Source organism: Idiomarina piscisalsi (genome assembly GCF_003987095.1).
Lineage (GTDB): Bacteria > Pseudomonadota > Gammaproteobacteria > Enterobacterales > Alteromonadaceae > Idiomarina > Idiomarina piscisalsi.
The window spans coordinates 284,370-303,495 of sequence record NZ_PIQA01000004.1; the positions used below are offsets into that span (position 1 = coordinate 284,370).

The following is a 19,126-nucleotide window of genomic DNA, read 5'->3' on the forward strand; positions in this document are numbered from 1 at the left end:
TTTATTCCTTGTTAACGTGCTCGGGGTAAGACATTGACCAGGCGGTAAAACCGCCGTTCATACTACTAACATTAGTGAAGCCCTGAGCCGCAATATATTCTGCGGCGCCCTGGCTACTAATACCGTGATAACAAACCACAATAATCGGCGCGTGTTTGTCGACAGACTCCAAAAACACGCCCAAATTACTGTTATCGATGCGCTGCGCACCCGGAATGTGACCCATAGCAAAAGACTGTGGGTCGCGAATGTCGGCAAACACCGCATCACCGGCTTGCCAGTGCTCTGCCGCGGTGTTTAGCTCCATTAATTCGTAAGTACGCTCGTCTGCGCTCATAGGGTTTAGTCCCAGTTCAGAATGACTTTACCCGACTGACCTGAAATCATGGTTTCAAAGCCTTTTTCGAAGTCGTCGACTGACATTTCGTGCGTTAATATCGGCGAAATGTCTAAGCCTGACTGTAGCAAGCTCGCCATTTTGTACCAAGTTTCGAACATTTCACGACCGTAAATGCCTTTAATGACCAGACCTTTGAAAATAACTTCGTTCCAGTCAATGGCGACATTCTCCGGTGGAATGCCTAACATAGCAATTTTACCGCCGTGGTTCATGGTCGCCAGCATTTGTGAAAACGCAGAAGGCACCCCTGACATTTCAAGGCCCACGTCAAAGCCTTCTTTCATGCCCAACTCTGTCATGACGTCAGATAACTTTTCTTTGCTGACGTCGACTGCACGTGTCACACCCATTTTACGGGCTAAGTCCAGGCGGTATTCGTTTACGTCAGTAATAACCACATGGCGCGCGCCAACGTGACGAGCAACCGCTGCCGCCATAATGCCAATAGGGCCGGCGCCGGTAATTAAAACGTCTTCACCGACTAAATCGAAAGCCAACGCTGTGTGTACGGCATTACCGAATGGGTCAAAAATAGACGCCATTTCGTCGGTTACATCGTCTGGCAGTTTAAACGCGTTCTCCGCCGGCAACGCTAAGTATTCAGCAAATGCACCCGGACGGTTAACACCAACGCCATACGTATTGCGACATAAGTGACGGCGACCGGCGCGGCAGTTACGGCAGTGGCCACAAGTAATATGACCTTCGCCAGAAACACGGTCACCAATCTCAAAACCACGAACACCGTCGCCCATAGCTGCAACTTCGCCCACATATTCGTGACCGACCACCATAGGTACCGGAATCGTTTTTTGCGACCAGTCGTCCCACTTGTATATGTGTACGTCGGTACCGCAAATTGCCGTTTTCTTAATTTTAATCAGAATATCGTTGTAGCCGCATTCCGGCTTCTCGACATCGGTCATCCAAATGCCGGGTTTGGAATGCAGTTTCGCCAAAGCTTTCATTTCAATACTCCTTAAATCACACCCAGCTCTTTACCAATACGGGTAAAGGCTTCAATGGTGCGATCCAATTGTTCGCGTGTGTGAGCCGCCGACATTTGCGTGCGGATACGAGCTTTGCCTTTAGGAACGACAGGGAAGGAGAATCCGATCACGTAGATATCTTCTTCCAGCAATTTATCCGCCATTTCCGATGCTAAGCGTGCGTCGCCAACCATCACTGGAATAATGGCGTGATCTGCGCCGCTTAGAGTAAAGCCGGCCGCAGTCATTTTCTCACGGAAATACTGGGCGTTTTCCCACAACTGAGCGCGCAGTTCATGGCCATTCTCCAGCATTTCCAGTACGCGAATAGACGCCTGAACGATGGCTGGTGCTACCGAGTTAGAGAACAGGTATGGGCGTGAACGCTGGCGTAACCAATCAATGACTTCTTTCTTGCCTGAAGTGTAGCCACCAGATGCACCGCCCAACGCTTTACCTAAGGTTCCGGTGATAATATCGACACGACCCATAACATCACAGTATTCGTGTGTGCCTTTACCGTTCTCACCTAAGAAACCTGTGGCGTGACAGTCGTCCATCATAACCAGTGCGTCGTATTTGTCGGCCAGGTCGCAAATGCCTTTTAAATCTGCAATAACACCGTCCATAGAGAACACGCCGTCGGTAGCAATCAGCTTATGACGGGCGCCGTCAGCGTCAGCCTGCTTAAGCTGTGCTTCTAAGTCTTCAAGGTTGTTGTTTTTGTAACGGTAGCGTTTTGCTTTGCTTAAACGGATGCCGTCAATGATGCTCGCGTGGTTCAGCTCGTCACTGATAATGGCGTCTTCCGGGCCCATCAGCGTTTCGAACAAGCCGCCGTTCGCATCAAAGCACGACGAATATAAAATGGTGTCTTCGGTGCCTAAAAAGTCACTCAGCTTTTGTTCCAGCGTTTTGTGAATGTCCTGAGTACCGCAAATAAAACGGACTGAAGCCGTACCAAAACCATGCTCGTCCAAACCTTTTTTGGCTGCAGCAATAAGGTCAGGGTGGTTCGCCAAACCTAAGTAGTTATTGGCGCAGAAGTTAAGCACACGGTGGTCATTAACGGTAATTTCAGAACTTTGGTCAGAGGTAATAATACGCTCTTTCTTGTAAAGCCCTTCGGCTTTGGTTTCAGCCAGTTGGTCGGCCAGTTGCTGGTAAAACGCAGAACTCATGTTCGACTCCATGTTTTGAAAAATTCGTTACCCTCTAGTTTACTGATGTTAGCCCCAACTCGCATCCTTAATTTCAATTTCAGACTTTTGTTTGGTGTCCAATTGCGTGTACTCTTTAGGGAAATTTCAGCGAGAATTTGTCGGTTTAGGAGAGTTTATGCATCGCCGAGCTATTTACCCAGGCACTTTTGACCCTATTACCAATGGGCATGCAGACCTTATTGAACGCGCAGCAGCGCTGTTCAACGAAGTGGTTGTTGGTATAGCAGAAAGCCCCAGTAAGAAACCTTTATTCACGCTAGAAGAGCGGGTTTTACTGGCGCAGCAGGTGACTGAAAAGCTCGATAATGTCAGTGTGGTCGGTTTTTCAGGCCTTTTGGTGGACTTTGCTCACGAATATGATGCAACGGTGCTTATTCGCGGGCTGCGTGCGGTGTCCGACTTTGAGTATGAATTCCAGCTGGCAAACATGAACCGCCGTCTGGATCCGAATTTAGAAAGCGTCTTTCTAACGCCAGCCGAAGAAAACTCGTTCATTTCGTCGTCGCTGGTGAAGGAAGTGGCGCTGCACGGCGGAGATGTATCTGGCTTTACCGACGCACGAGTGGCGTCGGCCTTAGAGCAAAAGTTTGCGGGGAAACGTCCGGGTCAGTAATACCTGACCCGAAATAACTAACTTAACGCTACGTGGTAAAACACGATACTCATGAGCACCGGGCATAAGTAACGAATGTGCCAGCGCAATAACGTCAGTCCGAAACTGCCCGCAGCAATGGCTTTTAGGTGATTACTGCGGCGCCATAACCAACCCACTACCAGTAAGTAGAATAAGCCTGACAGTGGTAACTGGAACTGTGTGACGGCGGTGACAACCCAGCCGAATAGTGGTTCGAAGAATAAAATCAGTAAGAGTGAGAACACACCAATAAGCACCAGCGATGCCGCAGTAGCAACCGGACGGGTTAACTTGCGCTCCTCAATGCAGTAAGACACCGGGACTTCTGCCTGAGCAATGGTCGATGTTAGTGCGGCAATACTCAGCAGACTAAAGAAGGCAAAAGCGACAAAGGGACCGGCAACGCCCATGCTGTTGAAAAGCTCTGGCAGTACTGCAAATATGAGTTGCCCTTCGCCGACCAACTCGGTCCCTTCACCAACGGACACGCCTAAATGAATGCCTGCGTATAGTGCCGGAATAATCAGTAAGCCGGCTAAAAACGCGATGAAGGTATCAAGCGCCGCAACTGACAGGCTCAAACGGCCCAACTTTGCGCCGGGCTTTAAGTACGAGCCATAAATCATCATGCCGCCCAGGCCAATAGACAGCGAGAAGAATGCCTGACCCATAGCGGCAACTAAAATACTGGTATTGGTTATTTGCGTGAAGTCTGGCACTAAATAACGCTCTAAGCCGACGCTGGCGCCTGGTAGCGTCAGCATGTAAATAATAAGGCCAACCAGCAGAATCACTAATGTTGGCATTAAACGCTTGGACCAACGCTCAATACCTTTTTCCACGCCCTGGAAGACGACTAACGCGGTGGCGGTTAAAAACAGCCCCGTGAATACTAAGTCGCGCGGCATAGAGCTGTTCAGCAGGAATTCGGAGACCGATGTGAGGCCAACGCCTTTGGCTAAGAAGCCGAGTGCGTGAACCACCATCCAGCCGGCCACCACGTGATAAAAGCTCAGCATTAAGCAGGAACCCAGTACGTTCAAATAGCCCATTAGCTTGCCGATATGGCGGGCCTTGCCGCCGGAAAGCTGAGTCAGTGACTTAACCGGGTTAGCTTGTGCACTGTGACCTATGAGCAGTTCGCTATAAAGGGCAGGAATAGCCAAAATAAAAATAACGCACAGGTACACGAGTAAAAAAGCGCCACCACCATGATTGGCGACTTGCGTCGGAAAGCCCCAAATGTTGCCGAGCCCGACGGCGGAACCCGCGGCCGCTAAAATAAAGCCAATGCGGCTATGAAATGAATCACGCATAAATGTCCAAAAAGCTTACTGCCCCTACTTAAGTCAGGCGGGCATTCTAACGAACTGAGAAAATTTTGCCCTATCTTTTTTTAGTCAATCGGGTTACTATTCGCGCCCTGAATTTCAGCCAGTTGCCCAATTACTGAACAGGACGTTTCAAGTAAACGCAGCTGACCTAAACGTTAACGTACAAGACCGTAATCTCAGGAGCCTTACGTCATGCCAAATCTGGATCTGAGCCGCTACGGCATCACCGATGTCGAAGAAATCGTCCACAACCCGTCCTATGACCTGCTGTTTGAAGAAGAAACTCGCGATGACCTGCAGGGTTATGAAAAAGGTACGGTAACGGACTTAGGAGCGGTTGCTGTCGATACCGGAATATTCACCGGCCGTTCACCAAAAGATAAATACATTGTTCGCGACGACACCACACGAGACACTGTGTGGTGGGCTGATCAGGGTAAAAACGACAACAAACCACTGTCGACCGAAACCTGGAAAGAACTGAAAGGCTTAGTAACTGAGCAGCTGTCGAACAAACGCTTGTTTGTGGTCGACACCTATTGCGGTGCTAACGAAGATACACGCTTAGCGGTTCGCTTCATTACTGAAGTGGCATGGCAGGCACATTTCGTGAAAAACATGTTCATTCGCCCAAGCGAAGAAGAGCTGGAAACGTTCGAGCCAGACTTCGTGGTCATGAACGGTGCGAAGTGCATTAATCCTAAGTGGCAAGAACAAGAGCTGAACTCTGAAAACTTTGTGGCGTTTAACTTAACTGAAAAAATTCAGCTAATTGGCGGTACTTGGTACGGCGGCGAAATGAAGAAAGGTATGTTCTCAATGATGAACTATTTCCTGCCGCTAAAAGGCATTGCGTCAATGCACTGTTCAGCAAACGTGGGTAAAGAAGGCGACGTTGCTATTTTCTTTGGCTTGTCAGGTACCGGTAAAACCACGTTGTCGACTGACCCGAAACGCGCACTGATTGGTGACGACGAGCACGGTTGGGACGACGACGGTGTCTTCAACTTTGAAGGCGGCTGTTATGCGAAAACCATCAACCTGTCGAAAGAAGCGGAACCGGACATTTACAACGCGATTCGTCGTGACGCTTTATTAGAAAACGTTGCGGTTGATGATAACGGCGTTGTCGACTTTGATGACAACTCGAAAACTGAGAACACTCGTGTTTCTTACCCTATTTATCACATCGACAACATTGTTAAGCCGGTGTCTAAAGCGGGTCACGCGAAGAAAGTAATCTTCCTGACGGCTGACGCGTTTGGCGTATTACCGCCGGTGTCTAAGCTGACCAAAGAGCAGGCGCAGTACCACTTCCTGTCTGGCTTTACCGCGAAATTAGCGGGTACCGAGCGTGGTGTGACTGAGCCAACACCAACGTTCTCAAGCTGTTTTGGTGCGGCATTCTTAAGCCTGCATCCAACTCAGTATGCAGAAGTACTGGTAAAACGTATGGAAGCAGCTGGCGCAGAAGCTTACCTGGTTAACACGGGTTGGAACGGTACTGGCAAGCGTATTTCTATTAAAGCAACGCGCGCTATCATCGACTCTATCTTAGACGGTTCTATTGAAGATGCTGAGTTCGTTGAACTGCCTTACTTTAACCTGGCTATGCCAACTCAGTTAGCGGGTGTTGAAGACAGCAGCATTTTAGACCCGCGTAAAACGTATGAAGACGAAGGCGAGTGGGATGTTCGTGCGAAAGACTTAGCGGAACGTTTCGTAGCCAACTTCGAGAAATTTACCGACACTGAGAACGGTAAAGCGTTAGTGGCAGCTGGTCCTAAGCTGTAAGTCACAGTTTGAAACAAATTAAAGGGCTCGTAACACTTGTTACGGGCCCTTTGTGTTTCTAAGATAGGTGCTCCTTAAAATTAACAGAAAAACAACATGCGCCTTTCAGTTAATCATGTCACTAAGCGCTATCGCACGGTTACGGCGGTAGATGCAATATCACTCGATATTCAGCCCGGAAAAATTCAAGCTCTGCTTGGCCCCAACGGTGCGGGCAAATCTTCTTTAGTTCGTATGCTGGTTGGCCTGACGCACCCCGACGAAGGGGAAATTGTGGTTGAGAATAACGGACAAACCATAGAGCTGACTTATCATGACTTCGCTTATTTACCCGAAGACCGAGGTTTGTATCAGGATCGTTCGATTCTCGATAACCTGAATTACATTGCCGGTCTGCGCGGATTGAAGCTGAGCGACATACGTGGCGACATTGACAGCTGGCTAGCACGGTTTGAACTGACGGAGCGTAAAGACGAGCCGTTGCGTCAGATGTCTAAAGGTAACCAGCAAAAAGTGCAGCTTATAGCCACTTTACTGCATGACCCACAGCTGGTGATTCTGGACGAGCCGTTTTCAGGTCTGGATCCGGTGAATCAGGAACATGTGTTGACGGTACTCAGTGAGCTGCGCGAGCGCGGCAAAACCGTGGTGCTGAGTGCGCACCAGATGGCATTGGTGGAACGTTTAGCCGATACCATGTTGCTAATGAATAAAGGTCGGGCTGTTGCGCAAGGAAGCCTGCAGGAAATTCGCAATACGTTGCTACCCGAGCCGGTTTACCGGGTGACCACCAACGCTCAACTTGCAATGGAAAGCTGGGGAGCAGTTGAGCAAATAGAGTCGGTTCGTAAATTAAACGACGAGCAGGTCGAACTGACGCTTAATAAGGATACCGATATTGAGCAGTTGTGGCCACAGCTAGCACAGCAGGTGCCGATAATGGCTTTTGCACCTATCCAGCCTGGGTTACATGACTTGTACCTGGACACGATACGTCAGCAAACTGGGGAGGTGCAGTGATGAAAGTTAGTTACTTACAACAGTTGAAAGCCATTGCCTGGTGGGAGTTCAAACGCTTTTTTAAGTGGAAGCAGGAGCTGTTCTCAGTTGCGCTTTTAGTGCTAATTTTTGCCGTGAGTGCTGGTTGGGGCGCTATTACCCAAATTTTTTCCGACCAATATCAAGGCGCTATTTTCTATCAGGAGGGTAAGCCTCAGGCGTGGGAATTCAAAGCGCCAAAAGACTTAACCCTTCGAAGAGCCGGCACCATGGAAATGGAAAAGTGGCAAACGCAGCTACCAGAAGACTTAGATACCTTGATTGTGATTACACCCGAGTTAACCGCTAAGGTGTGGGTGAAAAAGTCACAAAGCTGGCAGCAGGATTTACGCAGGGAGCTGCAAGAGCAGTTGCAGACTCTTCGTATTCAGCAACTGAAACTGACGCCGGAAGAGCGCACAGTTATTGATGATAAACCGGACATAACCTTCGCTATTGAAGAAAACGAAGATGCGTCGATAGACGATGCCAGCGACGCTTCCGCTACTATGTTACTGATGGTCATCATGGTGGGCGTTTTCACCGGCTTTGGATTGATGATGATGTCGATTACTGCCGAAAAGCAGCAACGCGTGACGGAACAATTACTGACGATAGTGACGCCCACCCAGTGGATGGATGGAAAAATTATAGGTATTACGCTGCACAGTATTAAGTCCATGACCTTTATTGGGCTTATGATTCTTGGCGTGAGTATGGTGATTGCCGCTTTTTCAGAAGACGGTGGTTCGGGTCTGGACTGGGGCGTGGGAGCGACTCTGCTCAGTATTATATTTGTGGTGCTGGGAACAGTATTAATCAATGCGATGCTGGCTGGCTTTTCGGCAACCATTGATGACCCGAATCACTCCTCCCGCAGTACCGTAATGCTAGTTCCGCTGTTACCGGTGTTTTTAAGCTTCAGTGTAATTGGCGAGCCAGACTCCACTATCGCAACGGTGATGAGCATTATTCCGGTCAGTTCATTCGCAATGATGCCTGCTCGTTTACTGCAAACAGATGTTGCAGTATGGGAGTGGTTGCTGAGTTTAGCGCTACTGGGCGCCTTTGTTTACTGGATGCGTAGTGTTGCTGGGCGGCTATTTGCCATGGGTATTCAGTATTACGGGAAAGAACCGGGCTGGAAGGAAATTTGGCGAGCTGTCGCCGGTAAATAAATGAGTTGAGGGAATAAAAAAAGCCGGGATGCCTAACAGCTCCCGGCTTTTTATTAGGTAGATTTTTACTTCAGTTGCTCTGCGTGTGGCAGCTCGAACGGAGGCTTCTCTTCTGATTTTTCCATTAAGAAGGTGTCCATCCAACGCATGAAACGCATGCTGTAGTCCAACTGTGCCGCTACTTTGCGGTTACCGTGACCTTCGCCCGGGTAGAACACCAAGCGTACTGGCACATTACCGTGAGTTTTCAGGTAACGGTACAGCTCCATCGACTGTGACGGGTGTACACGCGTGTCTTCTTTACCGTGCATAATCAGAATTGGCGTACGCGCTTTCTCTGCATGATAAATAGGGCTGCGCTCTAAGTACCATTCCCACTTGTCCCAAGGGTAGCTACGCGCGTGAACGGCGTGCATTTCTTTAGGAATATCGGTGGTGCCGAATTTTGACAAGTTATTGCTAATACCGACGAACATAACGCTAGCTGCGAAGTGCTCAGTCTGCGCCGTTGCGCCCCAGGCAGAAGCATAACCACCGTAAGAGCCGCCGGTAATACCAACGCGAGACTCATCAGCAATGCCCAAGGCCACTAAGTGCTCTTTGGCATCAACAATGTCGTCGAATTCTTTACCCGCGTAGTCATTCTGACCTAGCTTTGAGAACTCAACGCCACGTCCGGTGCTGCCACGGTAGTTAGGGAAGAACAACGCATAGCCCTTAGACGCTGCATGCTTAACCGGTGACGCATAGCGATCTAACCAGCCGTTGCTGTAATGCGATTCAGGACCACCATGAATGACCATAATGGTCGGGTAGCTTTTGCCTTCTTCGTAGTCTTTCGGGTAAACCAAAATACCTTCCAGCTCTAAACCATCGCGCGCTTCATAGGTAATGGTTTCCTGACGTGGCATATCAATTTCTGACAACCAAGGGTTTGAGTCTGTTAAGCGCTCTAACCCGCCGTTGGCGTACTTAAAAGCTTCGCTTGGGTGAGAAGGGCGGTGTGCAGTCAGTACAAATTCAGACTTACCTGCTTCGCCGTCAATACTGGTCACAATGGCTTCACCTGGTTCAATCAGAACACGGCTTTCCAGGAACTTAAGCGTTAACGCCTGAACTTCTGACTCAGTACCACGGTGGCCAAGCCAGACTAGTTCTTCACCGGTACGCCAGGTAAAGTCTTTTACCGAGCCTTTATAGTTCGGTAATACGTTGCGATGCTCTTGTTCGCGAGTATCGTAAACAAACAAAGAGCCGGCAGACGGGTCGTTATAGTCCGCTGCACGAATCATGGCTAAGTAGCGACCGTCCGGTGAAAACTCAGCACGACCCAACTTGCCTTCAGACTCAAAAGTAGCCGCCACTTCGCCATCTAAACCAATGAGCTGGTACTGGCTGCTCATATAGTTGTCATCGATAAGCGGTGTGGGCGCAGTGCGAACTAATAGCTGTTCGTTGTTCGGGTGAAATGCTATTGAGTAAACTTGCTGATCATCCGGCGTTACCGCCTTAGCTTCAGTGTCTTCCTCACCAAGCGTTACGTGATAAGCCTGGGTGTAGGTTAAGTCTTCTTCATACACTTCGGCTTTAAAACCTTTTTTAGACAGCTTTTCTTTGTCGCTGTCTTTAGGACCAGACGACAAGAACACTAACTGTGTGCCGTCTTCGCTTAGGTCGTAGCTACCAATATTACCGTCGAATTCAAACACCGACTGTACGCCACCACCATTAACCGGCATGCGGTACAATTCCTGGTAGTCGTCGCCGTCTTCTTTCGCAGTGAAGTACAAGTACTCACCTTTTGGACCAAAACTGACTCGACCAAACTTTTCATTTTTACCGAGGTAAGAAGTTTCCTCACCCGCTGAGTTAATAAGTACTAACTCATTGTAGTCTGAGCCGTCATCGTCTTCATACGGTGTGCGTGGAATGGAGCGGATAACTGCCGTGAATTCGCCCGTTGGCGACAAGTCCGCCATGCGCACCGCTTCTGTTGTTACGGTATCTATCAGCGTCATTTCACGGGCGTCGGCATCGACTGCCCAAGCCGCTAACGCGATACCCCCTGCTACACGTAAAAGCATAGTTGTCTCCGTTGTTGTTCTAATGTTTAGGTTTACTTCATAAATCGTTTTGTCGCTTCGGCGCCACGCGCAACCAAACGCACTTGCGCTATAGTCGTTTCGGTAATGCGTTCGCGTTCTTCTTCGTTTACGTCGAAACAGTCGGCACCGGCACTGAATACAATTTTGGCGATAGTGTCTGACTGCAGCTCTGCTAATTCACGAGAGAACGACTGCTCATTCACTAAATACTCTTCCAGCTCAGCTTTAAAATGCTCAATTTCACGCACAACCGCTAAACGAAAGCTGCGCGAACGGCCTGAACGTTCTTGCAGAAGCAGCCGAAAAATTGCGGTGTTTTCCGCCACAAATTGCATAAAAGTTTCTACTGACACTCGGATAATAGAGCCGCCGGTTTCAATGCGTTGGCGTGCCTGACGCAATAACTGACGCAAGGCTAAACCGCACTCATCAACCAGAGTGAGCCCCAACTCATCCATGTCGCGGAAGTGCCGGTAAAAAGACGTTGGTGCAATACCTGCCTCGCGTGCTACTTCGCGTAAACTTAAGCTGGAAAAGCCGGCTTCAGCGCTAAGCTGATTCATCGCTGCGTTAATCAGTGCGCGGCGCGTCTTTTCTTTCTGTTTTGCTCGAACCCCAGCCATATTTGTTGCCATCCTTCGCTGTTATTGAACGAATAGTAACACAGGTCTTTACACATTTTCCGCTTGTAATTTGAACGCAAAACCCGTACATTCAGCGAACAGGTGTACGCTGTTTTGTCACCTGACTTTTTTGATTGTTTTAGGTTATATACATGCAAAAGAATTTTGAAAAACCCCCTCTTATTTGGCTTAACATCCTAGTGTTCTCCATTACTTTCGCTATAGCCGCCATTGGTGTTCCTTTATATGCGTTCACCGTCGGTATTGGCGCAGAATTTTGGTGGGTTATGTTTGGTACCGCGTGTTTTGCGGGTATTTCCATTACCGCGGGCTACCATCGTTTATGGGCGCACCGTACGTACGACGCCAATCCGGTATTGCGCTTTTTATTTGCTATTGGCGGCGCTGTAGCGCTGCAAAATAGTGCCTTGCACTGGTCGTCCGATCACCGTGTGCACCACACACATGTCGATGACAACGACAAAGACCCGTACTCAGCAAAACGCGGCTTTTGGTATTCGCACATTGGCTGGATGCTGCGTGAGTACCAGGCGAGTCGTTATTCCGACTACGACAACGTCAAAGACTTACAGAAAGATCCTATCGTTATGTGGCAGCACAAGTATTACCTGCCGCTGACGCTGTTCGTAAATTTCGGTTGGCCAATTGCCGCCGGCTTTATGCTGGGCGATGTTTGGGCCGGCTTATTGGTTATTGGTGTATTGCGCCTGGTGCTTAACCACCACACGACGTTCTTTATTAACTCGCTGGCGCATATTTGGGGCAAGCAGCCTTATACCGACAAAAATACCGCGCGCGACAATGGCGTGCTGGCGTTTATGACCTTTGGTGAGGGCTATCATAACTATCACCACATCTTTGCCAGCGACTACCGCAACGGCATCCGTTGGTGGCAGTTTGACCCGACCAAATGGCTTATTCGTGCCAGCAGTTGGTTCGGTTTAGCGCGTAACCTTAAACGCAGCTCGCCGTATCAGGTCGAGCGCGCGAAGCTGCAAATGCAGTTAAAAGTCGCTCGTAAGAAAGCCATGAGCGCACCAGAGTCATTGTTCGAAAAAGCGCACGAGCACTACGAACAACTGGGTACGCAGTTACGTGAATACTACAAAGCGCGTAAAAAGCTGCTGGACTCTAAAGCTCAGGACATAAAAGAGCACTTAAACCATGACATTGATGCATTGAAAAAGCAGGTCGATGACATGCGTGAATCTCTTGCTGAGCAGAAGCGTCACTGGAAAGCTTTGTTGAACCAAATTCAACAACACGCGTAAAAGAATTTAACCCTTCAGTACTTGAAAATGAACAAAATACAATCAATACTGGAGGGTACATTCTTCGAAGTAGGCGCAATGAGTTTATTGTGCAAGAGAGGTGACTATGGAAATTGGCGCAGCAATGAATACAGGCCTGCAGGGTATGCAACGTGCAAACCAGCAAGTGTCTGAAGCAAGCCAGGAAATTGCCTCTGCAGCGGGTCGTAATGACGTGCAGCAGCAAGACAACGCCAATACAAATGGTGGTCAGCCAGCTACCGAAACCGCGACTGAAACTGCGCAAAGTGTTAACGCTGCCAGTACAACTGACTCGCTGGTTTCATTAAACGAAGGGCAGACCAACTTTGAAGCCAACACTCGTACAGTAGAAACCGCTGACGAAATGTTGGGCACACTTATCGATACCAGTGCTTAAGTAGCCGAATGTTCTAGTCATGAATATCACCACAGCGCTACCGGCTATTCCTGTTACATCGGCTCCTCCTATGGAGTCGATGCAGACGGACAATGCCGCAAAAGCGCTGGTCAGTGAACCTACCGCAACCGAAAAGCAAAACAACAGCGCCGATAGCGCAGCTCCCACTTATTCTCCTAACGGTAAAGTTGCCAAAAAAGGCAAAGACTCAGCCGAGGGTGAGGCGAAAGGTGCTGAAGCTAAAGGCTCTGAGTCCGAAAAAACTAAGGACGAGAAAAAAGCTGACGCGACCGAAGAAAAGAAACCAAACGGCCAGCAGCTGGACGAGCAAGAGCTCGAAAAAGTTGATGAGCTGAAAAGTCGTGATCAGGAAGTGCGTGTGCATGAACAAGCCCACGCGGCTGTGGGCGGGCAGTACGCCGGTTCACCTTCTTACGAATACGAACGGGGTCCCGATGGTAAGTCTTATGCCGTTGGCGGTGAGGTTCAGATTGACGTTAGTCCGGTTCAGGGCGACCCTCAAGCAACCATTCAGAAAATGCAGGTGGTACGTCGTGCGGCGTTAGCTCCGGCTCAGCCGTCTGCTGCTGACCGTGCAATTGCTGCGGACGCTGCTAATAAAGCAACGCAAGCGCGTGCAGAGTTGGCAAAACAGCAAGTTCAAGGTGAAGAGGGCGAGCAAGCGCCTGATATCAGCATTAACGCACCCTTTAAGAAAAGCTTAGAAGGTGAGGGCGAAGCGTCGAAAAGTGAATCACCTGATGCTGCACCACCGGCTGAGCAAGGCAAGAAAACCCTATCTGCGCCAGAGCGCGGCGCTATGGTGGCTTCTTTCTACGACAATAAAGTTCGTCCATCCGTGGACTCATTCAGCGCTACCGCTTAATCCTTTCTCTTATTTATTTCTGTTTCGCTTTTGCGAAAGCGTCTGCTAAAGCATTACCCATAGCGGCATTTTGCGGCGGCTTGTTTTGCTGACCACGGTCACGCTGAGGCTTGCCTTTATTTGAACTGCCGCCCTGCGGCTTAGTCTTAGCGGCCGGCTTCGCAGACACTTCGTCATTTAAACGCATGGTTAAACCAATACGGTTACGCTCAATGTCCACTTCCAGCACTTTTACCTTCACAATGTCGCCGGCTTTAACCACTTCACGCGGGTCGCTGACAAACTTGTCTGCCAAAGCGGAAATGTGAACCAAACCGTCCTGATGCACGCCAACATCCACAAAGGCACCAAAGTTCGCCACGTTGGTCACCACGCCCTCTAATTGCATGCCGGGTTTCAGGTCGCTGACTTTCTCAACACCTTCTTTAAACTCCGCCGTTTTGAATTCAGGGCGCGGGTCGCGGCCCGGTTTTTCAAGCTCAGACAAAATGTCCGTTACTGTTGGCAGACCAAAGCGCTCGTCAGTGTAGTCGGCAGCGTTCAGGCTTTTAACTAATGAGTGGTTGCCAATAAGCTCTTGTACTGGCAAGTCATTTGCCTTTGCCATGCGCTCTACCACTGAATAAGCTTCCGGGTGAACCGCTGAGGCATCTAGCGGCTGTTCGCCGTTGTTAATGCGTAGGAAACCCGCAGCCTGTTCGAACGCCTTCGGTCCCATGCGTGGCACATCTAATAACTGTTTGCGGTTAGCAAAAGCACCATTGGCGTCTCGGTAATCGACAATGTTTTTCGCTAGCGTTTTCGACAAACCGGAAACGCGCTGAAGCAAGGCCGCAGAAGCCATGTTGGCATCCACGCCTACTGCGTTTACACAGTCCTCAACCACGGCATCCAGGCTTTGTGCCAGTTGTGACTGGCTAACATCGTGCTGATATTGGCCCACACCAATAGACTTAGGCTCAATTTTAACCAGCTCGGCTAACGGATCCTGCAAGCGGCGGGCGATAGACACCGCGCCACGCAATGACACGTCCATATCCGGAAACTCTTGCGCTGCCAATTCAGAAGCCGAGTAAACCGACGCACCGGCCTCGTTCACAATGACTTTAGTGGCTTTAATTTCGTTGTGCTGTTTTAGCATGTCACCGACCATTTTGTCGGTCTCGCGCGAGTGAGTGCCGTTACCAATGCTAATGAGCTCAACCTTGTACTGTTTGCACAAAGTCGCCAGCGTGCGCATGGCTTTGTCCATTTGGTTTTGCGGCTGGAACGGGAATACCGTGTTAGTAGCAACCGCTTTACCGGTTTCGTCCACGACCGCAACCTTAACACCGGTACGAACGCCCGGGTCTAAGCCCATGGTCGTTTTTGCACCCGCAGGTGCCGCCATCAGCAAGTCTTTTAAGTTGCTGGCAAATACCTGAATGGCCGCTTCTTCGGCACGCTCACGCACGCGAGCCATGAGTTCGGTTTCCATGTGCAGTGACAATTTCACCCGCCAGGTCCATTGAATAACCTGACGTAGCCAGTCATCGGCAGCGCGGCCTTTGTGCTCAAAGTTCAGGAAGTCGGCAATCATCACTTCGCAGTGCGAGCCAGTAGCTTTGTCTTCACTGCCGGGGTCAGCGTCCATGGAAAGCTGCAAAAAGCCTTCGTTACGGCCGCGCAGCAACGCCAGTGTACGGTGCGACGGAATGGTTTTAAACAGCTCAGAAAACTCAAAGTAGTCGCGGAACTTAGCGCCTTCTTTTTCTTTGCCCGGCGCAACGGTGCTGGTTAAGTGCGCGTTTTGCCACAAGTGAGAACGCAAACGCTTCAGCAGCTCCGCCTGCTCGGCAAAGCGCTCCATTAAAATGGCGCGGGCACCGTCTAGTACCGCTTTGGCGTCAGCAAAACCTTTGTCGGCGTCAACGTAGTCAGCGGCCGCTTGCTCCGGGTTTTGTGTTGGGTCTTTCCACAGTAGGTCTGCCAGCGGCTCAATACCGGCTTCAATCGCAATTTGGCCTTTGGTGCGGCGCTTAGGCTTGTAAGGCAGGTATAAATCTTCCAGCTCGGTTTTCGAGTCGGCGGTTTTAATGCTCTGAGCCAGTTCGTCGGTTAACTTGCCTTGCTCGTCAATCGATTTCAGTATCACCTGACGGCGGTCGTCTAGCTCGCGCAGGTAGTTCAGGCGCTGATGAAGCTGACGTAATTGCGTGTCGTCTAAACCGCCGGTGACCTCTTTACGGTAACGGGCAATAAAAGGCACCGTCGAGCCTTCGTCCAGCAACTGGATAACAGCGGCAATCTGACGCTCGTCGACCTTCAGTTCATTAGCAAGTAATTGCGGTATCTGGCTCATAGTACATCTCTTGGTTTTAAAACGTTACGACAAATAATGGGGACGAATACTATCACGAATTGACTACGCGGGCTGTTGGTAACTTATCTTATTAATGAACCAGGTCTTAGTACCCTGTGGCGTACGAACCTCGGCCTCGTCGTCTACCTCTTTTTTCAGCAACGCCCGCGCCATGGGCGAGTCGATAGACACCGCGTCTTTGCGATCATAAATCTCGTCCGGACCAACAATTTGAAAGGCCCGCACGTTTTCGTCCTCGTCTTCAATTTCAACCCAGGCACCAAAAAACACCTTACCGTCCTGTTGTGGCGAATAATACACCACCTTCACCTGCTCCAGACGCTTGGTTAAGTAGCGAATACGACCATCAATTTTGCGCAGTTTCTGCTTGTTGTATTTATAATCCGCGTTCTCAGACCGGTCGCCAAGGCTCGCCGCCCATGACACCTTCTCCACGGTTTCGCGCCGCTCCACCCGCCAAAGGTGCTCGAGCTCCTGCTGCAACTTTTCATAACCGCCAAGGGTAATTAAATTGGTTTTCATACGCTGATTCGTTGTGCCTGCGTTGAATGATTAGGGGATTTTACTGGGTTATTAGTTTGAGGGAAATGGGGGATTGGTAAGGGGATGTAAGTTTCGAATATGAGCTATTGCTTATATTATTGTAATTTAGTATTAACTTGTTTAATGTTGGTTGGATAGTTTGTGACCGTGTTAGGCCAGTTGATAGGAGAATAGGGAGTGAAGTTGGAAGTAACCAGAATCGAAGTGAAGCAGACCGCAAAAGCGCTCGCTACCGTTGCAGCCATATTAAGTGCTTTTATATCATTACTTGGTTTGATTGCTTTAGCCATAGTCGGTATTGAAACTAGCATTTCTTTCAACTATGTCATTTCAATAACGGTTTCAGGCACAGCTGGGAAAATTATACTGCTCTTAGCTTACCCCTTACTTACATTTATATTTGCATACCTCACGGTCGCGGTATTTGGCTTATTGTACAACTACACAGCCCAGTATACTGGTGGGATAAAATTTAAGTCAGAGAGGATGGATGAGAGCGCCTAACCAACGGCTTATGTTCGCAGCCTTTGGCTGCCGGACGCTCACCAGTTCGCGCCGCATAGCCGAGCGTTATGCATAAAATCGAAATCAGGGGCTTAAAATGAGCATCTCAAAATTATATTCAGTAAGAGATGGTGGTTATCTATCACCTTTGGACTGTGAAAACATCAATTTAGTCTTATCTGGGATGAGTATATCTGACATCCCAAAAGAACAATTAACGAATGTTATGGACTATCTTGTAGTTACCTTGAATAACAACAGTGTTGATCACTCTTTAATCAGCAAACTCGATATGTTGCTTGAAGCCCTACAATCGGCAGTTGAGTAAGATTTGAAGGAGAGTTTTATGTTAGAAGGGATTTATATCGTTATTGCCGTTTTGCTATTTTTTGCGCAATTAAAAAAATGGTTTTTTTACTGCATTGCTAACAGCGGTTTTTTGGCCAATTGTAATTGTAGGTGGGTCAATATTTCTTTTCTTTAGTATGATCTATCATTCGGTGAAAAAATGAGAGCACTAATAGGTTTGTTAAGCTTAGTCGGTGGGGTATTTATTTGGGGCTTAGCTATTTCAGCTTTAGTATCATGGCTGGTATTTTGTTTCGGTTCGGTGATCATTGGCATTCTTCTACTAATTTTTGCTCCTTATGTCCTTCTTGCTCCATTAGCTATAGGTACGCCAGGAACTGCACTATTTGTGTATGGCATGGATTGCATTGCTAATAAAAAAGAAGACTCAATTTACAATCGAAATAGTAAAGAAGAAAAGCATGACAGCGTAATTGAAGCTGATGTTGTTTGGGAAAGATCTAGCAAGAACTTGGATTCAATTAATAGGATTATTGAAGAGTCAAAAATTGATCGTTAGGAGATAATGATGTTTGGATTTTTTAGAAAAAAGAAGAGAACTCTTCTTGATGAGCTTAATGATGCAACTGTCAAAATGTATAGACCGTTATTAGTTAATAACAAGAAAGTTTCAGATGAAAAAATTCTTGAAATCGTGCAGACAACTATGCGTGCATTTACACAAGCGGCAGAAAGCAAAGGTGAAAAAATATCTGGAGATGTACTAATGAACATTTCCGCAAAGTTTATCCGTGTTTATGACATGAGTGGGCAGGAGTTTTTTCTCGAACACCTGAAATACGAAATAAATAAATACTTAACCGAGGGTTTAAGGCCTGACTATCAACAAAATGCATAACAAGTTGCTGCACTCGGACACATACTGCTACGCTCGTTTTTGTGTGTCGCTGCGCTCCAGTTTACACAAAAACTCTCTCCGCAGCATGTGCCGGTGAGCAAGGCGTTATGCATAAGGAGCCAATGTGGTCAAAAAGTTGTCGTTGATTTTGGCTGTTGCCTTGATTCCTGCATTAGCTTGGTCGTTCGCAAAGCCGACTAGATTGTTTCTGCCGCATTTAAACGGGATGCAATGTAACGGATCAGTTTGCGTCGAGGATACAAAAGAAATGGAAAAGGCCATTGAGTTGTATGGCTCCGCCATAAAGGCAATCTCTACTTCTGGCGTCCCACTTCGGTCCAGACCCACATTTGTTTACTGCTCTACTATGGAGTGTTATCAGTCGTTCGGAGGAGGCAATGAACGGGCCGTTTCATATCCTTTTCTCGGTACCGTGATAGCTCCCGCATCGTGGCAAAGATACATCACTCAGCATGAATTGATTCATTGGTTTCAGTTTTACGAAATTGGTGCGGTTTCGACCATGATGAAACCGGAATGGTTTAGAGAAGGCATGGCCTATGTGTACAGCGGAGCGCCGGAATCAGATATTCCTG

Annotated in this window: 20 protein-coding genes; 12 read left to right on the top strand and 8 right to left on the bottom strand. The window is 48.6% G+C overall.

The features are described from left to right. Position 1 precedes the first annotated feature (1 nt). From glpE to CWI73_RS07925, 3 genes are read right to left on the bottom strand one after another with little or no spacing between them, the layout of a single operon-like run. Complete coding sequence (glpE, locus tag CWI73_RS07915) at positions 2 to 337, bottom strand: thiosulfate sulfurtransferase GlpE (protein ID WP_380298939.1); 336 nt, start codon at positions 335 to 337, stop codon at positions 2 to 4. 5 nt (positions 338 to 342) lie between these two features. Next, positions 343 to 1,368 (bottom strand): L-threonine 3-dehydrogenase, encoded by a 1,026-nt coding sequence (gene tdh, locus CWI73_RS07920; protein WP_053953175.1) that lies wholly within the window; start codon positions 1,366 to 1,368, stop codon positions 343 to 345. 11 nt (positions 1,369 to 1,379) lie between these two features. Next, a complete protein-coding gene (locus tag CWI73_RS07925) occupies positions 1,380 to 2,570 on the bottom strand; it encodes a glycine C-acetyltransferase (protein ID WP_126752271.1) in 1,191 nt (396 codons plus the stop codon). Positions 2,571 to 2,727: 157 nt separating this feature from the next. On the opposite strand from CWI73_RS07925, the gene coaD reads away from it, so the two are divergent. Next, a complete protein-coding gene (coaD, locus tag CWI73_RS07930) occupies positions 2,728 to 3,225 on the top strand; it encodes a pantetheine-phosphate adenylyltransferase (protein ID WP_053953173.1) in 498 nt (165 codons plus the stop codon). Positions 3,226 to 3,242: 17 nt separating this feature from the next. Here coaD and CWI73_RS07935 read toward each other — a convergent pair whose 3' ends face one another. After that, positions 3,243 to 4,562, bottom strand: a complete 1,320-nt coding sequence (locus CWI73_RS07935) for a sodium-dependent transporter (RefSeq protein ID WP_126752272.1) — start codon at positions 4,560 to 4,562, stop codon at positions 3,243 to 3,245. A gap of 210 nt (positions 4,563 to 4,772) precedes the next feature. Here CWI73_RS07935 and pckA point away from each other — a divergent pair, with 210 nt between their 5' ends. From pckA to CWI73_RS07950, 3 genes are all read left to right on the top strand, one after another. After that, complete coding sequence (gene pckA / locus CWI73_RS07940) at positions 4,773 to 6,374, top strand: phosphoenolpyruvate carboxykinase (ATP) (protein ID WP_126752273.1); 1,602 nt, start codon at positions 4,773 to 4,775, stop codon at positions 6,372 to 6,374. 96 nt (positions 6,375 to 6,470) lie between these two features. After that, on the top strand, positions 6,471 to 7,394 hold the full coding sequence (locus CWI73_RS07945; protein ID WP_126752274.1) for an ABC transporter ATP-binding protein: 924 nt from the start codon (positions 6,471 to 6,473) through the stop codon (positions 7,392 to 7,394). Then, positions 7,394 to 8,590, top strand: a complete 1,197-nt coding sequence (locus tag CWI73_RS07950; RefSeq protein ID WP_126752299.1) for an ABC transporter permease — start codon at positions 7,394 to 7,396, stop codon at positions 8,588 to 8,590. The genes CWI73_RS07945 and CWI73_RS07950 overlap by 1 nt, the downstream gene beginning before the upstream one ends. 65 nt (positions 8,591 to 8,655) lie before the next feature. Here the strand turns inward: CWI73_RS07950 and CWI73_RS07955 are convergent, their stop codons facing one another. Beyond that, positions 8,656 to 10,674, bottom strand: a complete 2,019-nt coding sequence (locus tag CWI73_RS07955; RefSeq protein WP_126752275.1) for a S9 family peptidase — start codon at positions 10,672 to 10,674, stop codon at positions 8,656 to 8,658. A 32-nt stretch (positions 10,675 to 10,706) separates the two neighbouring features. Further along, on the bottom strand, positions 10,707 to 11,318 hold the full coding sequence (gene fabR / locus CWI73_RS07960; protein ID WP_053953255.1) for an HTH-type transcriptional repressor FabR: 612 nt from the start codon (positions 11,316 to 11,318) through the stop codon (positions 10,707 to 10,709). Between the two features lie 152 nt (positions 11,319 to 11,470). On the opposite strand from fabR, the gene CWI73_RS07965 reads away from it, so the two are divergent. The 3 genes from CWI73_RS07965 to CWI73_RS07975 all read left to right on the top strand — a co-directional run bounded on the left by CWI73_RS07965 (position 11,471) and on the right by CWI73_RS07975 (position 13,914). Then, the gene (locus tag CWI73_RS07965; RefSeq protein ID WP_126752276.1) at positions 11,471 to 12,610 is read left to right on the top strand and encodes a fatty acid desaturase; all 1,140 of its coding nucleotides are present in this window, start codon (positions 11,471 to 11,473) and stop codon (positions 12,608 to 12,610) included. Between the two features lie 106 nt (positions 12,611 to 12,716). Further along, positions 12,717 to 13,028: a flagellar basal body rod C-terminal domain-containing protein gene (locus tag CWI73_RS07970; protein ID WP_053953168.1), complete on the top strand. Its 312-nt coding sequence runs from the start codon at positions 12,717 to 12,719 to the stop codon at positions 13,026 to 13,028. A 19-nt stretch (positions 13,029 to 13,047) separates the two neighbouring features. Further along, positions 13,048 to 13,914, top strand: coding sequence for a putative metalloprotease CJM1_0395 family protein (locus tag CWI73_RS07975; protein ID WP_241968869.1), 867 nt, complete (start codon positions 13,048 to 13,050; stop codon positions 13,912 to 13,914). A 13-nt stretch (positions 13,915 to 13,927) separates the two neighbouring features. Here CWI73_RS07975 and CWI73_RS07980 read toward each other — a convergent pair whose 3' ends face one another. Further along, positions 13,928 to 16,255: a Tex family protein gene (locus CWI73_RS07980; protein ID WP_126752277.1), complete on the bottom strand. Its 2,328-nt coding sequence runs from the start codon at positions 16,253 to 16,255 to the stop codon at positions 13,928 to 13,930. Positions 16,256 to 16,318: 63 nt separating this feature from the next. Continuing rightward, positions 16,319 to 16,798 carry a transcription elongation factor GreB gene (greB, locus tag CWI73_RS07985; protein WP_053953165.1) on the bottom strand — a complete coding sequence of 160 codons (480 nt, stop codon included), beginning with the start codon at positions 16,796 to 16,798 and terminating at the stop codon, positions 16,319 to 16,321. A gap of 198 nt (positions 16,799 to 16,996) precedes the next feature. Between greB and CWI73_RS07990 the strand changes: the two genes are divergently transcribed. The 5 genes from CWI73_RS07990 to CWI73_RS08010 form a co-directional block, all read left to right on the top strand. Then, the gene (locus tag CWI73_RS07990; RefSeq protein ID WP_126752278.1) at positions 16,997 to 17,323 is read left to right on the top strand and encodes a hypothetical protein; all 327 of its coding nucleotides are present in this window, start codon (positions 16,997 to 16,999) and stop codon (positions 17,321 to 17,323) included. Positions 17,324 to 17,420: 97 nt separating this feature from the next. Continuing rightward, positions 17,421 to 17,651, top strand: a complete 231-nt coding sequence (locus CWI73_RS07995; RefSeq protein WP_126752279.1) for a hypothetical protein — start codon at positions 17,421 to 17,423, stop codon at positions 17,649 to 17,651. A 180-nt stretch (positions 17,652 to 17,831) separates the two neighbouring features. Then, on the top strand, positions 17,832 to 18,191 hold the full coding sequence (locus CWI73_RS08000) for a hypothetical protein (protein ID WP_126752280.1): 360 nt from the start codon (positions 17,832 to 17,834) through the stop codon (positions 18,189 to 18,191). Positions 18,192 to 18,200: 9 nt separating this feature from the next. Next, positions 18,201 to 18,530, top strand: coding sequence for a hypothetical protein (locus tag CWI73_RS08005; RefSeq protein ID WP_198675167.1), 330 nt, complete (start codon positions 18,201 to 18,203; stop codon positions 18,528 to 18,530). 124 nt (positions 18,531 to 18,654) lie between these two features. Then, positions 18,655 to 19,126 (top strand): hypothetical protein (locus tag CWI73_RS08010; RefSeq protein WP_126752282.1); only part of this gene is annotated, 472 nt, incomplete at its 3' end.

Excerpts from the sequence above, each read along its gene's own strand:
- glpE (WP_380298939.1), bottom strand. The coding sequence starts at position 337 with ATGAGCGCAGACGAGCGTACTTACGAATTAATGGAGCTAAACACCGCG.
- tdh (WP_053953175.1), bottom strand. The coding sequence starts at position 1,368 with ATGAAAGCTTTGGCGAAACTGCATTCCAAACCCGGCATTTGGATGACC.
- CWI73_RS07925 (WP_126752271.1), bottom strand. The coding sequence starts at position 2,570 with ATGAGTTCTGCGTTTTACCAGCAACTGGCCGACCAACTGGCTGAAACC.
- coaD (WP_053953173.1), top strand. The coding sequence starts at position 2,728 with ATGCATCGCCGAGCTATTTACCCAGGCACTTTTGACCCTATTACCAAT.
- CWI73_RS07935 (WP_126752272.1), bottom strand. The coding sequence starts at position 4,562 with ATGCGTGATTCATTTCATAGCCGCATTGGCTTTATTTTAGCGGCCGCG.
- pckA (WP_126752273.1), top strand. The coding sequence starts at position 4,773 with ATGCCAAATCTGGATCTGAGCCGCTACGGCATCACCGATGTCGAAGAA.
- CWI73_RS07945 (WP_126752274.1), top strand. The coding sequence starts at position 6,471 with ATGCGCCTTTCAGTTAATCATGTCACTAAGCGCTATCGCACGGTTACG.
- CWI73_RS07950 (WP_126752299.1), top strand. The coding sequence starts at position 7,394 with ATGAAAGTTAGTTACTTACAACAGTTGAAAGCCATTGCCTGGTGGGAG.
- CWI73_RS07955 (WP_126752275.1), bottom strand. The coding sequence starts at position 10,674 with ATGCTTTTACGTGTAGCAGGGGGTATCGCGTTAGCGGCTTGGGCAGTC.
- fabR (WP_053953255.1), bottom strand. The coding sequence starts at position 11,318 with ATGGCTGGGGTTCGAGCAAAACAGAAAGAAAAGACGCGCCGCGCACTG.
- CWI73_RS07965 (WP_126752276.1), top strand. The coding sequence starts at position 11,471 with ATGCAAAAGAATTTTGAAAAACCCCCTCTTATTTGGCTTAACATCCTA.
- CWI73_RS07970 (WP_053953168.1), top strand. The coding sequence starts at position 12,717 with ATGGAAATTGGCGCAGCAATGAATACAGGCCTGCAGGGTATGCAACGT.
- CWI73_RS07975 (WP_241968869.1), top strand. The coding sequence starts at position 13,048 with ATGAATATCACCACAGCGCTACCGGCTATTCCTGTTACATCGGCTCCT.
- CWI73_RS07980 (WP_126752277.1), bottom strand. The coding sequence starts at position 16,255 with ATGAGCCAGATACCGCAATTACTTGCTAATGAACTGAAGGTCGACGAG.
- greB (WP_053953165.1), bottom strand. The coding sequence starts at position 16,798 with ATGAAAACCAATTTAATTACCCTTGGCGGTTATGAAAAGTTGCAGCAG.
- CWI73_RS07995 (WP_126752279.1), top strand. The coding sequence starts at position 17,421 with ATGAGCATCTCAAAATTATATTCAGTAAGAGATGGTGGTTATCTATCA.
- CWI73_RS08000 (WP_126752280.1), top strand. The coding sequence starts at position 17,832 with ATGAGAGCACTAATAGGTTTGTTAAGCTTAGTCGGTGGGGTATTTATT.
- CWI73_RS08005 (WP_198675167.1), top strand. The coding sequence starts at position 18,201 with ATGTTTGGATTTTTTAGAAAAAAGAAGAGAACTCTTCTTGATGAGCTT.